We start from the raw sequence: 15,294 nt of genomic DNA on the forward strand, positions 1-15,294 counted from the left end.
GGAGGATATAGCAAGCCGTAAACTTTTAACAAATGTCAAAAGGCTCTAATGTGCGAATGCTATCGATCACCGAGGGAAAGGACATGACCGCCCGGAACAGGATCAGAAGCCTGATCAGCAAGGCTTTCAGTACCGCAGTTCTCGTCGCACTGATGTCTGGACAGGCAGGCCTCGCCCAGGCCGGAGCCAGGGAACAGGCCAAGCGGATTCACGACCGGATTGCCGGCGTCCCTCCCTCCGCCAGCGTCCTTGATAACATGGCCAGCGATATTGCCTCTGGCAACGCGCTTGATGCGGCCTTCAGGGCAACGGATGATCCTGCTTTCTACACCGTAACCTTGAAGAACTTCGCGGCGCCCTGGACCAATGAGGCGATGTCAAGGTTCGTGCCCCTGAACGACTACATTGCAACCGTGATAGGCCTCGTGCGTGACGAACAGGACTTCCGGAAAGTCCTGTATGACGACGTTCTATACATTGGTGCCGACAGCCTGGGGCTTCCAGCCTACTCCCGAAGCAACAACGATCACTATGAAGCCATGGAAACCACGGGGGTGGATCTCAGCGATAAAGACAAACTGATAGCATCAACACAGTCAGCATGGAACGGATTGCCCGCATCCGCGACCGCCGGCGTTATCACCTCCCGCGCCTCGGCCCGGGCGTTCTTCAGTGCCGGCACCAACCGCGCCATGTTCCGGTTCACACTGCTCAATCACATGTGCAGCGACCTGGAGCAGGTGGCTGACGTCAGCCTGCCCCCGGACCGTATCCGTCAGGATGTGTCCCGCAGTCCCGGAGGCGACAGCCGGGTTTTCCTGAACAACTGCGTGGGCTGCCACAGCGGCATGGATCCGATGACCCAGGCCTTTGCCTATTACAACTTCGAATACAACCCGGACAGTGACCCCGACGGCGAGTTGGGCCAGTTGGTCTACAACGCCATTGGCGAAACGGACCCTGAAACCGGGTCCAGGGTGCAGGCCAAGTATCACATCAACGCCGCGACCTTCGAGCAGGGCTATGTCACGCCGGACGACAGCTGGGATAACTACTGGCGCCAGGGCGCCAACCGGCGTCTGGGCTGGGATCTGTCGTTGCCGGGCGCCGGCAGCGGCGCGAAAAGCCTGGGCCAGGAATTCGCCTATTCAGACGCCTTTGCCCAGTGCCAGGTGAAGAAGGTGTTTGAGAATGTGTGCCTGCGACCACCCTCGAACAGCGCAGACCGCGCCCAGGTAAGCAGGATGGCTACCAGCTTTGCGAGCCAGGGCTACAACCTCAAGCAAGTATTTGCTGAATCCGCCGTGTACTGCATGGGGGAGTGAGGACGCCATGAAAACGCCAAAAGGAAACCGAATGAGCTGCCTCAAATCAGCTATCGCGATTATCGCAACGTCCCTGCTGCTTGCGGCCTGCGGCGGCGAGTCCACGGAGCCGCTGCCGAACACGTCCGCAAACCCCGGTACTGTCACCTACAACGGCCCCGCCCCGGCAACCGACGACGTAGCCAACTTCAAGCGCAGTGTCTGGGATAACCTGGTTACCCAGGACAAATGCGGCGCCTGCCATGGTTCGGGCGGTCAGTCACCGACGTTTGTTAACCAGCAGGATGTCAACCTTGCCTACGCCCAGGCCAACAGCATCGTTAATCTTTCCGATCCCTCCCAGTCGCAACTGGTGACCAAGGTAGCCGGTGGCCATAATTGCTGGCTCACCAGCAATTCCGCCTGTGTCGATATCCTTACCACTTATATTTCTAACTGGGCTGGCGGCTCCGAGGGTTCGGCTAAAACCGTTGAACTTCGTGCTCCTGCAATAAAGGATCCGGGCGCAACGCTGGCATTTCCGACGGACAGCACCGATTTCTCAACAACTGTTTATCCACTCCTGACCACTTATTGCAGTGATTGTCATGCAGGCTCGGGGCCGGCCCCCTACCCCTTCGCAAGCCCGGATGTATCCACGGCATACAGCGAATCAAAAAGCCGGATCAATCTTGGAACGCCCTCGGCCTCAAGATTTGTTGAAAAGCTTCGCACGGAGTTGCATGGATGCTGGGACGACGACTGCGCCATGTCAGCGGACATGATGCAAATGGCAATCTCTGATTTTGCAGGGCTGCAAGAAAGCGAGCCGGTTGATCCGACAATGGTTGCCAGTAAGGCCCTGACTCTGTCGTCAGACGGACTACTGGCGAATTCCGGTGGCCGCTATGAAGACAACGTGATTGCGCTGTATGAGTTCAAATCCGGCGAAGGCCAGACCGCCTTTGATACCAGCGGCGTTTCGCCTGCACTGGATCTGACCCTGAGCGGAAACGTCGACTGGGTCGGCGGCTGGGGTATCGACCTTGGCCCGGCAGGAGAAAACGAGCAAGGTTTCATGATACCAGCCGGCAAAGCCCAGGGGAGCACCACCGCCAGCCGCAAACTCCACACCCTGCTGACCGCCTCTGGCGAGTACAGCATCGAGGCCTGGGTAGCCCCGGGCAACATCACCCAGGAAGACGCCCGCATCGTCACCTACTCTGGCTCATCCACCACCCGCAACGTCACGCTGAGCCAGACACTTCAGCGTTACGAAGTACTCCACCGCAGCACAACCAGTGACGAGAACACACCCTTCGCTACCCAGGACGCCGACATGCTGCTGCAGGCAACGCTCCAGCACGTGGTGGTGAATTACGCCCCGGCGACGGGTCGCCAGATATTCATTAACGGAACACCCTCCGGCGATATCGACCCGGACGACGATGGTCTGCTGAGCGAATGGGATGACAGCTTTGCCCTGGTGCTGGGCAGCGAAACCGATGGCAACTCGCCGTGGCAGGGTGCGATCCGAATGGTCGCCATTCATAACCGTGCCCTGACACCGGAACAGGTGCGGGCCAACTTCGAGGTTGGCGTTGGCCAGAAGTTCTACCTGCTGTTCGGGGTGTCCCATCTGATCGACGTGCCCCAGAGCTTTATCGTCTTCGAGGTCAGCCAGTTCGACAACTACGCTTACCGGTTCACCAGTCCTTTCTTCATCAGTCTTGACGACTTCGCGGAGCCTTCCGGTATTCCGCTCCGGGGCATGCGGCTGGGCATAAACGGTAAGGAAGCCACAGTGGGACAGGCCTGGGCCAACCTCAACGTGGTTCTCGACAGCGACGCCTACGAAGCTGGCACCGGCCAGCCACTGTCGCCCCTCGGAACCATCATCGCGCTTGAAAATGGTCCGGAAAACGACGAGTTCTTCCTGACCTTCGACCAGTTGGGCGGCAACAGTTTTGCCCGCACCGAACCGTCGCTGCTGCCTCAGCCAGCGCCTGCCGATCTCGATCCGTCGTCGCAGATCGGTCTGAAGACCTTCGATGAAATCAACGAGTCCATGTCCCGGATGACAGGCGTTGCCACGACCAACCCCGCAGTATTCGCGACTTACACCACCGTCAAGCAGCAACTGCCAACGGTCGAAACCATCCAGGGTTTCCTGTCGTCCCACCAGATGGCGGTCACCCAGATGGCAATCCAGTATTGCGACGCCCTGGTGTCCAACACTGAGCTGCGGCAAGAGATGTTCCCCGGGTTCGATTTTGCAGCACCAGCCAGCAGCGCGTTTGATGCCAGTGGCAAAAGCCTGATTACCGGGCCGCTGCTATCGCGCTTTGTGGGCAGCAATCTGGCCTCGCAACCAAGCGACAGTGAGATTCAGACAGAATTGGGCAAACTTATGGACAAGCTGACCCTCTGTGGTGCCGGATGTGAGCCCGACCGCACCGAAACCGTCGTCAAGGCAAGCTGTGCCGCCGTGCTTGGCAGCGCCACCACCCTGGTTCAGTAGAGGAAGCCGACCATGTTTATACGCAAATCCCGTAAAAAGCCCCTGGCCAACGGCAGCCCCCTGCTCCACGATGATCACGGTAGGCCAAGGACTCGCCGCGAGTTTATCGCCCAGGGGTTGATGGCCGGGTCCGCCACGGTTTTCGGTGCCTCGCTGTTCAGCCTGTTCGGGAACCCCAGGATGGCCTCTGCCGCGCTTTCACCCGACCTGGAAACGCTGAAGGCAAGCTGTGGCATTGCGGTTCAGGGCGCCGGCAAGATTCCGTTTATCTGCTTTGACCTGGCCGGTGGCGCCAACATTGCCGGCTCCAACGTGTTGATGGGTAAATCCGGTGGCCAGATGGACTTCCTGAGCACCGCCGGCTACAACAAGCTCGGACTGCCTGGTGACATGCTGCCCAACGATCCCGCCTTTGTGAATAACGAACTGGGTCTCGCATTCCACTCAGACAGCGGCTTTCTCCGGGGCATCCTGCAGAGCACCAGTGCGGGCACCCGTGCTGCAACCAATGGCGCCATCATTGCCGCCCGTTCCGAAAACGATACCGGCAATAACCCCCATAACCCGATGTACGGGATTCATCGGGCCGGCGCCGACGGTTCTCTGCTCTCCCTCGTAGGCTCCCAGAGCTCAGAATCCGGTGGTAACTCACTGGCGCCAATGAACCTGATCAATCCGGAGGTTCGCCCCACCAAGATTGACCGGCCGTCGGATGTCACTGGTCTGGTGGACGTGGGCGATCTTATCGGCATTCTGGATCAGTCGGATGCGGTGGCCGTGATGGAATCCATCCAGCGTATCAGCGACGCCAAGATGAACCAGGTAAACACCGGCATTTCCACGGACGATGTAGTCAAGGACCTGGTCCGCTGCGGCTACATAAAAAGCGCCGACCTGGCAGACCGGTTCGGTAATCCGGCAGAACTGAATCCGGAGCTGGACCTTGAAATTGTTGGCCCTACCGGCATTTTCAGCCGTGATGAGTTCAACAGCAACCGCGAGTTCCGAAAGACCGCGTCGGTGATGAAACTGGTGTTAAACGGCTACGCCGGCGCAGGCACGATCACCATGGGCGGTTATGACTACCATACCGGCGAGCGCGGCACCGGAGAACGCCGGGACGAACAGGCGGGGCGCTGCATGGGCGCCTGCCTGGAATACGCGGCAAGGGCGGGCATGCCACTGATGCTCTATGTGTTCAGCGACGGCTCGGTGTCCAGTAATGGCCGGATTGACGATTCCATGGATGGCCGCGGCAAGGGCGAGTGGACCGGCGACAACCAGCAGACTGCCGCCTCCTTTTTCATGGTATATAACCCGGCGGGCCGGCCAATGGCCATCCGCAACCAGATCGGCTTCATGCGCTCGGATGCCTCAGTGGAAACCGCCTCCAGTCCGGCCGCAAACAACGTTAACCAGCTAGTGCAAACCGTGTTACTGAATTACATGGCGCTGCATGGCGAGCAAGCTGATTTCGGCACCCGCTTTACCGGCCATGGCCTGGGCAACAGCACCATGCAGGACAGCCTGATTGCCTTCTCCAATGTGGTGAACGGTATGATCGGGAACTGATCAGGCTCGCTCCACCCTTACTCAGGATCGGGTGGAACGAGCCCCTCAGAGACATGCATCATCCTCTGGTCGTCGATAACCACCACGTCGATCCCTGGCAGGCGTTCAATCATCTCCAGGCCTTTCTCCGGCCCCAACACAAACACGGCGGTTGATAGGCCGTCGGTGGTTAGCGCATTCTCCCCAATGATGGTGACACTCTGAACGCCCTGCACCGATTTACCGGTTGCCGGCGACAGTATGTGGTGAACGCGCGCTCCTGCCTCATCCACGAAAAAGCGCTCGTAATCTCCTGATGTGGACACGGCCACGTCCTGCAGTGGCAAAACCACGGCATTTCGGCCTTCGGAACGGGGATCCCGGATGCCCACGTACCAGGGCCGCCCCCGCTTGTCGCCCAGAAGCCGCATATCACCACCGGCACTGAGCCGGGCATGGCGGATCCCGTGGCTGACAAGATGCTCGATCCCGAGATCCACCGCATAGCCCTTGGCAATGCCGCCAAGATCCACCCGGATACCTGGCTGGCCATATTCGACAGTGCCGGCGGTCTCATCAAGGATCACGTCCCGGAAATTCACCCGGGACAGACCGGAGCGGATCTGTTCGTTGGTGGGTTTTTTCCCGGCCCTGAAGTCGTAAAGATAACCAACGGAACCAAACGTTATGTCAAACGCGCCGTCACTGAGAAGAGACACTTCCCGGGCCTTTTGCAGCACCTGAAACAGGCCGGCACTGACGGCAACCGGTCCGCTGGCCGCGCTGCGGTTGAGCCCGGAAACTTCCGAGTCATCACGGTAGCGGCTCATCTGCTCATCTACCTGATGAAAAACCGCCAACACTTCTGTTCCAACCCGGTCCGCCAGCTCTTTATCGTCTGCCCAGAACTCCAGTTCGATGGGGGTCGTCATGGCGGTATCGGTGAATCTGTACCAGTCGGCGCTGGCGGTCAGAGGCAGGAGCATAAGTCCTGCCAGGACAAGCCGGCACCGGAATCCGGACTTCAGAAACGTGCGATTACCCTCTGCCCCTACCTGCACCAGACACTCTCCGCTCGTTGGTGGCCTGTCCGGCCGTTTCGAGAGAAGTGTATCCAGTCCCCGTTCGGAAACCAAATGACGGTTTTCAGGCAATCCCTGCCGACACCTGGAACTGCCCGGTCAGTCTCTGAAGCTTGTTGGCCGAAGCCTGAGTGCGCTCGGAACTCAGCACCAACTGCTCGACTACAGACCTCATTACCGAAGCACTCTCAGCTACGCCGGAGGTCTGCGAGCTCTGGCGTCGATTGGTCTCTTCGATACCGTCGATGGCTTTGAACAGCTTTTCGACCATGTGATGCAGGGCTGAATTGTCATCAACCGCCGCTTCAGCCTTGCGAAGACGGTCTTCCATTTCTGACATGCCCTCTTCCATGGTGAAAACCGCTCGCCGGGTCTCCTCCTGCACCCGATCAAGACGCTCCCCGATTTCGCTGGTGGCCTGGGCGGTTCTGCTTGCCAGTTTCCTGACTTCGTCTGCCACAACTGCAAATCCTCTCCCGGATTCCCCTGCCCGGGCGGCCTCAATGGCCGCATTCAGAGCCAGAAGGTTGGTCTGTGCTGCAATGTCATTTATGACTGATGCCGTTTTTGCTATCTCGTCTGTCCGGTCATTTGCCGCACGAATTCCCTCTGCCGAGCGGTTGATGATCGCCCGAATACTCTGTGTTTCCTGACTCACGCGGGCAAACTGTGCCCTCGCGCGCTCAACCACTTCATCCATTCCGGAGCGCATTTCATGGGCGGTAGTTGAAGCATTCCGGATTTCATTCTGCTGCCAATTTGCGCCTTGCAGCATCTCGTCGATATGCGCCAGAACGTCGCGGATTCTCTGATCAGCGAGCCGGTTCTGCTCCATGAGTTGATCGCTCGCCTGGCGGGACTCCGAGGCCAGTGTGATAACCTGCCCGACCATGCCATCAAGACTGTCTATGAAGCTGTTGATCCAGCGAGCCAGATCACCGGTTTCATCCCGGCGCATCCGGGATGGGTCCATCCTTTGCCTGAGGTTACCGCCGCCCTCGGCAATATTGCGAATAACCTCCGCCATGGCACTTAGTTTATCTGAGACGGGGAGCACTGCAGTGATCCTGAACAACCACACCAGGCAAAACGCGACGCCGGCGTTGACCAGCCCCTCAAGCCAGAGCGGCACACCCGCCCACGCCATGGCAAAACTGGTCGCCCAAAGTACAGCTATAAACAGAGCAAACCTCATCGACAGCCGGTAGGACAGGGACCGTCGGCGATAAACCTCCTCAAGGTCACCCTCGCACATCATGCCCCAAAGGTCGGGAGAACCGGGCAGGCGAAAAGTGACACCCTTTCCGATCACCGGAATATGACGATAATCGGAATAGCCTGGATACTTGATATACAGGTTTTCGCCTTTGGCGATGGTTTCCCGCACCCCCGGGTGCAGCTCGCCAGTGGCAGGGTCCGTGAACCGGATTTCAAACTCGGTATGCTCGCGCACTCCCACGATGCCAAAACCGGTTCGGATGCCGTCTTTCAGATTATCGCCATGGCTGAAAGTGGCGTCTTCGAATCGAGAGCGTGAAAGGGCCGTTCCGGGCAGAATGGATCGGTCGAAATGACTCTCAATCATGAAAAGGTAGTTGTCGCCTGATTCCTCGAAGACGTGCCCGGCCTCCCGCTGAATAAGATCACTCATCACATCGTTGGGTATTCTTGCGCACAGGGCCCCGGGGTCTCCGTTGGCAAGGGTGAGGGGCTGATAGAACATCAGAGTTACCGAATCGTGGAATCGGGACGTCGTGGCTCCGAGCCGAAGGGTTACGGGGTCTTTATATGGCCCGTGAAGAAACCGGTTTCTGATACCTTCGGCAACCGCCCCCTGCGGCAGGTCGCTCTTGCCTGCCCGGCCCCCGGCGGTTGATTCGATAACGGTGCCGTCCTTATCAATTACGAACAGCTCGGAAATTTCCCGCAGCCGCCCTGCCGATGCCGTAATAATGCCCCGGACTGTCGCCTCGTTCTCGGCCGAAACCCGGCTCGCCATTGACTCCATGAACGACCACTTGTGCTCTGCCCAGGCAATCAACGCATCCCGACGGGTTCTGGCGATACTCTCGAAAATCTGTTCATTGGTCGCATACATGCCCCTGTTGAGAAAACAGGACCAGCCCATGGCCAGTTTCCCGCTCTCCCCGAACACGGGTAACCAGCGGCGCTCCGCCGGCGTCAGATTCATTGATGTGCTTTTCAGTGTCATGGGATGCTCCTCCAGACGGTACTTCCTGATCGCGCCTCAGGTGCAGCGCGCGACCAGACCGAAAAGTTCCCTAGCAAAGTTCAGGCCCGCTGTAGGCTATGAAAGCACCCCATGCCCCACTCGTAGCTGGGGCATCTCAAAGGAGCGTTCATGCAAAACAATGCCCACTTACAGTGCGCATTGATTTATTTTTGAGCACTGAAAATACCAAATTGGTGCACGTCAAAAGTGAGCGTTTTGTGCTCCCGATTACGAACCTACTCAGATTTAAAGCGGGGAGTGGTCTTGATGCCCGTCACTAACCTACAATTTGTTACCTAAATTTCCACTTTAGTCCCATTGTTGGCTCCATACTCAGCGCTGAAACTTGATGTACCGCCCGGCCAATTCTTTAATCTGCCGCGGGGCACTGTGCTTAACAAATAATCAAAAAAATGATTGCAGTCTGCTCCCCCAGTGGCGCTGCAATTCTGGAGGCCAACCTGAATGAATGTCAGAAAAGTACTCTTTTCTGCTTGCCTGCTATTGCTGGCAAGTACCACCGTCTATGCCGAAACCCTGAAAATCGGGCTGAATTACCCGCAGACCGGCCGTTACAAAGACCAGGGGCTGCAACAGCGTCTTGGCGCCTTTCTGGCTGTTGACGAGATCAACAAGGCCGGTGGCGTTATGGGCCGGCAACTGGAGCTGGTGATCCGAAACACCCGGGGGGAACCTGGCCGGGGTGCCAAAAACACCGCAGAATTAATTGACCGTGAGGGCGTCCAGATGGTATTCGGCGGTGTCTCCAGCGCGGTAGCCATCGCCTCGGGCAAAGCGGCCCGGGATCGTAACCGGATCTACTTCGGCACCCTCACATACTCGAACGCGACCACCGGCGCTGAAGGCCATTCCCACATGTTCCGGGAACCCTACAACGCCTGGATGACAGCCAGGGCCCTGAGCCATTACCTGAAAACCAACCATCAGAACGACGATTATTTCTACATCACCGCCGACTACACCTGGGGCTGGTCGGTGGAAGAATCGGTCCGGAAGTTCTCTGGCACCGAAGACACCGCACGCCACAAGGGTGTTAAAACTCCATTCCCACGGGCCCTGATTACCGACTTCCGTGAGGCTTTGGAACAGGCGGAGGCAAGCAATGCCAGGGTTCTGATGATGGTACTATTCGGCAACGACATGGTGCGGGCCCTGAATGTCGCCTATGAGATGGGAATCACCGAGAAAATGCAGATTGTTGTGCCCAATCTCACCCTGGGCATGGCAAGGCAGGTTGGCCCCACGATTATGGAAGGCATCGTAGGTGGCTCCCCCTGGGTCTGGAATGCGCCCTACGAACTGAACTACCCCCGCGGCAAGGAATTTGTCGAAGCCTTCTCCAGGCACTACGAGATGCGCCCGTCAACCGCAGCAGCGTCTGCCTACAGCATCGTTTACCAGTACAAGGACGCCGTCGAGCGGGCAGGTACCACCGATACCGGCGCAATCATAAAGGCCCTGGAGGGACATCGGTACACCTTCCTGAAAGACGAACAGTACTGGCGGGAGTTTGACCACCAGAACGTTCAGACGGTGTATGTGGTCAAGGTAAAACCAAGAAACACCGTCGTGGAGGACGAGTACAGTTCCGACTATTTCAGCATCATCGATTCCATGCCCGGCGATCAGGCGGCCCAGACAAGGGAGGAATGGGAGGAGCGCCGGCGGGAGGCTGGCAAGCCCCCCCGGCTCTGAGCTTCATCCTGAGCGGACTATCAGAACAGGTAGTCCGTTGTCAGGATCTTTGAACGACGCCGCCGTTACAAAACTGCTCAGACACGGCATTCTCCCCGGGAAAACTCTCTCTCGGCATCCAGCGTGTTGGCTGCATTTCTTTCTCCATCAATTAGTATCGCATTCGCCTGCCAGAATGCCGGAAGCCTCAGCCAGCGCACCGGCGATAGTTCCGAATTCGTCCGCGTGCAGGGAGGCCCCGCCAATCAGCCCTCCATCCACATCGGCAAGGCTGAACAGTTCAAAGGCGTTTGCACTTTTGACGCTACCTCCGTAAATCACCCGCAGTTCCTGGCTGATGTCATCGGACGCCTCTGGTGCATTGTTAGCTATGAATTGCCGGATTTGCTGATGTACCCTGGACACCTGCTCCGGCGTTGCGGTTTTGCCCGTACCGATGGCCCAGACCGGTTCATAGGCGATAATTCCGTTAGCCATGGCCGCCAGCCCCACCTCGCCAATGACCGCCTGGAGCTGCTGCTCGATAATCAGACCGGTGCGGTTTGACTCCCGATCTTCCAGGGTTTCGCCCACGCACAACACCGGAGCGACCCCGGCGCCGAGGACTGATCGGTAGCGGGCGGCGACTTCCTGGTTGCTTTCGCCAAACAGCAACCGGCGTTCGGAGTGACCCACCAGCACATAGCGGCACCCCATTTCCTGGAGCATGGTGGCGCTGACTTCCCCCGTGTAGGCTCCGGAGACAAACCCGGAGGCGTTCTGGGCTCCGAGCATGATGCCGGTGTAACCCAGCAGATCCCGGACCTGGAACAGGTAGGGATAAGGGGGACACACCGCCAGATCAATCGACTTACGAAACTTCCTCAGGCGCGGCAGTACCCGCACCATCAGGGCCTGGTTGGCCTGAAGGCTGCCGTTCATCTTCCAGTTTCCGATCAGAATCGGTTTTCTCATGATGTTTCTCCCAAAAAGCGGTTCAGGTGTCGAGGGCACAGCGGATAGCACCAACACCGGGATAAAAGGCGTGAGCGCCCAGATCCTGTTCAATGCGCAGCAGACGGTTGTACTTGGCGACCCGGTCTGATCGGCAAAGCGAGCCGGTTTTGATCTGGCCCGATCGCGTTGCCACGGCCAGGTCCGCGATGAAGGTGTCTTCGGTTTCACCGCTGCGGTGGGAAATCACCGTGGTATACCCGGCATCCTGAGCCATACCGATGGCGTCCAGGGTTTCGGTCAGGGTTCCTATCTGGTTGAACTTGATCAGCACCGAGTTGGCAATGCCCTTGCGGATGCCCTCGGTGATGATCGCGGTATTGGTCACGAACAGGTCATCGCCCACCAGCTGAACACGTTCACCGAGTTTTTCGGTCAGCAGTTTCCAGCCGTCCCAGTCGTTTTCATCCATGCCATCCTCGATTGAGGCGATCGGGTATTTCATGGCCAGGTCGAGGAGGTAGTCGGAGAACTCATCGGAGCTAAACTGTTTGCTGGCGCCCTTCAGGTTGTAACGGCCACGTTCATAGAATTCGGAAGCGGCGCAATCCAGAGCAAGGACAACATCGGTTCCTGGCTGGTATCCCGCCTTTTCGACAGCGGCCAGGATAAGGTCCAGAGCTTCCTCGCCGGAACGCAGATCGGGTGCGAAGCCGCCCTCATCACCCACGGCCGTGGACAGGCCTTTTTTTCGGAGCAGGGACTTCAGGGCATGGAAGGTCTCCACTCCCATGCGAAGCGCCTCGCTGTAGCTGGGCGCGCCCACTGGCTGGATCATGAATTCCTGAATATCCACGTTGTTGTCGGCGTGGGCGCCGCCGTTGATGATGTTCATCATGGGCACAGGCAGGATGCTGGGGCCGCTGCAGCCGTATAACTCGGCAAGATACCGGTACAGAGGCTGTTGCCGGTAATTGGCACCTGCATTGGCCATGGCCAGCGAGACAGCGAGAATGGCATTGGCGCCAAATTCCGCCTTGTTGGGAGTACCATCCATCTCGCACATGAGCCGGTCCATTACCATCTGGTCAAACACCACGCGTCCCTCCAGAGCTGGTGCAATGCGTTCGTTAACAGACCGGACCGCCTGCAGGACACCCTTGCCGGTATAGCGGTTGTTGTCACCATCGCGCTTTTCCAGCGCTTCCCGGGTTCCCGTCGACGCCCCGGAAGGCACCCGGCTCTGCCCGACTACGCCGTTACGGAGTTCAACGTCCACTTCCACTGTGGGGAATCCCCGGGAATTCAGAATCTCCCGGGCCGTGACTGTTTTTATGTGTTCCATAGCGTCGTTCCTGTTACATCATTGTTGTTTGCGAATTATATTTTTTTGGATAACGAACATAAACACTATATTAATATTCGTAAACGAACATAATCAATCGAAAACAACCGGTCGATCAGACAAATTTGATATGGAAACGAAAGTTAGCCCGTAACAGATTTGGTCAGTGGACCCGAAAGCGCGGGCCAAACGGTAGAAAAAGGGCCGGCAGGGCTCACCCCGGGAGGGGTTACCTTGAAATGCCTGAAAGGGGGGAACTATAAGCAACCGGCCAAAACCCACAGTGACAACGGTGCTCTGCCTGCCGCAACTGAAGGGTCCTGTTGCGGCAGGCATTGCTCTTCAGGAATCAGCCCACCTTAGCGAGCCTCTTCCCAGGTTTTCAGCAGTTCGTCATAGGCAACGGTCTGGCCCTGCGGCTTCTCGTTTGCCAGCTTGGGCTTGGGCGCACCTGGCTGATCCAGCCAGTACTGCGGATCGCGGGGTTCATTCAGCCTGGGACCGCAAGTCGGCATTACATTGGCGCGCTCAAGACGCTCCATCACTCGATCCTGAGCTTCAGCGAGGCCGTCGAGAGCTTCCTGCGGAGTCGCTTCACCACTGGCTGCCTGGGCAATATATTGCCACCAGAGCTGAGCCAGCTTGGGATAGTCCGGTACGTTGGTGCCGGTTGGTGACCACTGGACACGGGCCGGGCTACGGTAGAATTCCACCAGACCACCCAGTTTCGGTGCCATCTCCGTCATAGCTTCAGACTCGATATCGGACTCACGGATCGGAGTCAGGCCCGCGATGGTTTTTTCCAGTGAAACGGTCTTGGCCACGGTGAACTGTGCATACAGCCAGGCGGCGAGGCGACGCTTCTGCGGAGTAGACTTCATGAAGGTCCAGGAACCTACGTCCTGGTAACCCAGCTTCATGCCTTCTTCCCAGTAGGGTCCGCGTGGAGACGGTGCCATACGCCACTTGGGAGTGCCATCCTCATTAACCACCGGCAGGCCGTCTTTGATCATGCTCGCGGTGAACGCAGTGTACCAGAAAATCTGCTGGGCAATATTGCCCTGCGCCGGTACCGGACCCGCCTCCGAGAAGGTCATACCCTGAGCCTCTGGCGGCGCGTACTCCTCCAGCCAGTCAACATACTTGGTGGTTGCGTATACGGCCGCCGGGCCGTTGGTGGCGCCACCGCGGCTGACGCTCGCCCCAACCGGGTGACATTCGTCAACGCGAATACCCCACTCGTCTACCGGCAGACCATTCGGCAGCCCCTTGTCACCGGCTCCCGCCATGGAGAACCAGGCATCCGTAAAGCGCCAGCCCAGGGACGGATCTTTCTTGCCATAATCCATGTGACCGTATACGCGCTTGCCATCAATCTCTTTCACATGGACCGAGAAGAACTCGGCAATGTCTTCATAGGCGGACCAGTTCACCGGCACACCCAGTTCATAACCGTAAATATCCTTGAACTGCTTCTTCAGGTCCTCGCGCTCGAACCAGTCCGCACGGAACCAGTACAGGTTGGCAAACTGCTGGTCCGGCAACTGATAGAGCTTGCCATCGGGGCCAGTGGTGAAATCCAGACCAATGAAGTCTTCAAGATCCAGCGTCGGCAGGGTCAGGTCCTTGCCTTCACCGTTGATGATGTCATCAACCGGGAACACCTTACCGTACCGGAAATGCGTACCGATCAGGTCTGAGTCGTTAACCCAGCCGTCGTAGATATTCCGGCCTGACTGCATCTGGGTCTGCAACTTCTCGATAACATCGCCTTCCTGAATCAGCGTGTGGGTCAGATTGATGCCGGTAATTTCGGAGAAGGCTTTGGCCAGAACGTTGGATTCATATTCGTGGGTGGCAATGGTTTCTGAAACAACGTTGATATCCATGCCACGGAATTCCTTCGCAGCTTCGATAAACCACTTCATTTCTTCCATTTGCTGTTCTTTGGTCAGGGTTGACCGCTTGAAATCCTGATTCACCCACTTCTCAGCCGCATCAGTATACTGATCAGCGCTGACCTGCAGGCTCAAACCCAGCCCTACAGCACCGATGGCGGCGCTCAGAAGCAGGGTTCCAGGATATTTATTGTTCTTGAACATATCCAACCTCGTTCGTCTTGTTTTGAGTAGAACGAATCACCGGGTGCTCCGTTCCGGTTGCATAGCGCTTTTGAGTCGCTATCCGTTGAAGCCGGAACCAATCAATGATCGATTCCGATCATACTTAAGAAAATAGTTCGTTTTCGAAATATTTACAAGCCTTTTCTCGTCGTAATTTGCGCCCGGATGTTCGGTTTAACACAACACCCGGGCACAGCTTCCATTCAGCCCCAGCGCAGCAGCACCAGAAGCCAGATCACGGAAACCGCCAGCGCGATCCAGAGCGTGATGTCACTGACTGCCAGGAAGGTCAGATGGATATACGCGGCGGAAAGCAGCCCGATAAAAAGCCGGTCCCCACGGGTGGTCGAGATCGGAAGGAACCCCTTCCGTTCCACGCAGGGTGAAACAATTTCGTAAACGGTCATAATCGCAAGAATCGTTGCAATCACAGCGAAGAAAATCGCCACGGACGGTGTCCAGTTCATCCACGCAAGCATGTTCGTT

At 57.6% G+C, this 15,294-nt stretch carries 10 protein-coding genes; 4 read left to right on the plus strand and 6 right to left on the minus strand.

The genetic code is table 11. The annotated features are described in order from the left end of the window. Positions 1-83: 83 nt before the first annotated feature. The 3 genes from AC13C0_RS18825 to AC13C0_RS18835 are packed head-to-tail and all read left to right on the plus strand — an operon-like array spanning position 84 to position 5,397. The gene (locus AC13C0_RS18825) at positions 84-1,325 is read left to right on the plus strand and encodes a hypothetical protein (RefSeq protein ID WP_341582165.1); all 1,242 of its coding nucleotides are present in this window, start codon (positions 84-86) and stop codon (positions 1,323-1,325) included. A gap of 31 nt (positions 1,326-1,356) precedes the next feature. Beyond that, complete coding sequence (locus tag AC13C0_RS18830; protein ID WP_482954887.1) at positions 1,357-3,825, plus strand: LamG domain-containing protein; 2,469 nt, start codon at positions 1,357-1,359, stop codon at positions 3,823-3,825. Between the two features lie 12 nt (positions 3,826-3,837). After that, positions 3,838-5,397 carry a hypothetical protein gene (locus AC13C0_RS18835; RefSeq protein ID WP_341582167.1) on the plus strand — a complete coding sequence of 520 codons (1,560 nt, stop codon included), beginning with the start codon at positions 3,838-3,840 and terminating at the stop codon, positions 5,395-5,397. Between the two features lie 17 nt (positions 5,398-5,414). Here the strand turns inward: AC13C0_RS18835 and AC13C0_RS18840 are convergent, their stop codons facing one another. Together AC13C0_RS18840 and AC13C0_RS18845 are read right to left on the minus strand one after the other, a co-directional pair. Beyond that, a complete protein-coding gene (locus tag AC13C0_RS18840; RefSeq protein WP_376788068.1) occupies positions 5,415-6,437 on the minus strand; it encodes an FAD:protein FMN transferase in 1,023 nt (340 codons plus the stop codon). 85 nt (positions 6,438-6,522) lie between these two features. After that, positions 6,523-8,670: a methyl-accepting chemotaxis protein gene (locus tag AC13C0_RS18845; RefSeq protein WP_117617456.1), complete on the minus strand. Its 2,148-nt coding sequence runs from the start codon at positions 8,668-8,670 to the stop codon at positions 6,523-6,525. 486 nt (positions 8,671-9,156) lie between these two features. On the opposite strand from AC13C0_RS18845, the gene AC13C0_RS18850 reads away from it, so the two are divergent. Further along, the gene (locus tag AC13C0_RS18850) at positions 9,157-10,407 is read left to right on the plus strand and encodes a substrate-binding protein (RefSeq protein ID WP_482954888.1); all 1,251 of its coding nucleotides are present in this window, start codon (positions 9,157-9,159) and stop codon (positions 10,405-10,407) included. A 147-nt stretch (positions 10,408-10,554) separates the two neighbouring features. On the opposite strand, the gene tpiA is transcribed toward AC13C0_RS18850, so the two are convergent. The 4 genes from tpiA to AC13C0_RS18870 all read right to left on the minus strand — a co-directional run bounded on the left by tpiA (position 10,555) and on the right by AC13C0_RS18870 (position 15,287). Further along, positions 10,555-11,361 (minus strand): triose-phosphate isomerase, encoded by an 807-nt coding sequence (gene tpiA, locus AC13C0_RS18855; RefSeq protein ID WP_117617458.1) that lies wholly within the window; start codon positions 11,359-11,361, stop codon positions 10,555-10,557. A 22-nt stretch (positions 11,362-11,383) separates the two neighbouring features. Next, entirely contained in the window at positions 11,384-12,685 is a 1,302-nt protein-coding gene (gene eno / locus AC13C0_RS18860) for a phosphopyruvate hydratase (protein WP_482954889.1), read from the minus strand. A 359-nt stretch (positions 12,686-13,044) separates the two neighbouring features. Then, a complete protein-coding gene (locus tag AC13C0_RS18865) occupies positions 13,045-14,787 on the minus strand; it encodes an ABC transporter substrate-binding protein (RefSeq protein ID WP_117617460.1) in 1,743 nt (580 codons plus the stop codon). 224 nt (positions 14,788-15,011) lie between these two features. After that, positions 15,012-15,287: a DUF2160 domain-containing protein gene (locus AC13C0_RS18870; RefSeq protein ID WP_117617461.1), complete on the minus strand. Its 276-nt coding sequence runs from the start codon at positions 15,285-15,287 to the stop codon at positions 15,012-15,014. Positions 15,288-15,294 lie beyond the last annotated feature (7 nt).

The organism is Marinobacter sp. B-21 (assembly GCF_056857895.1).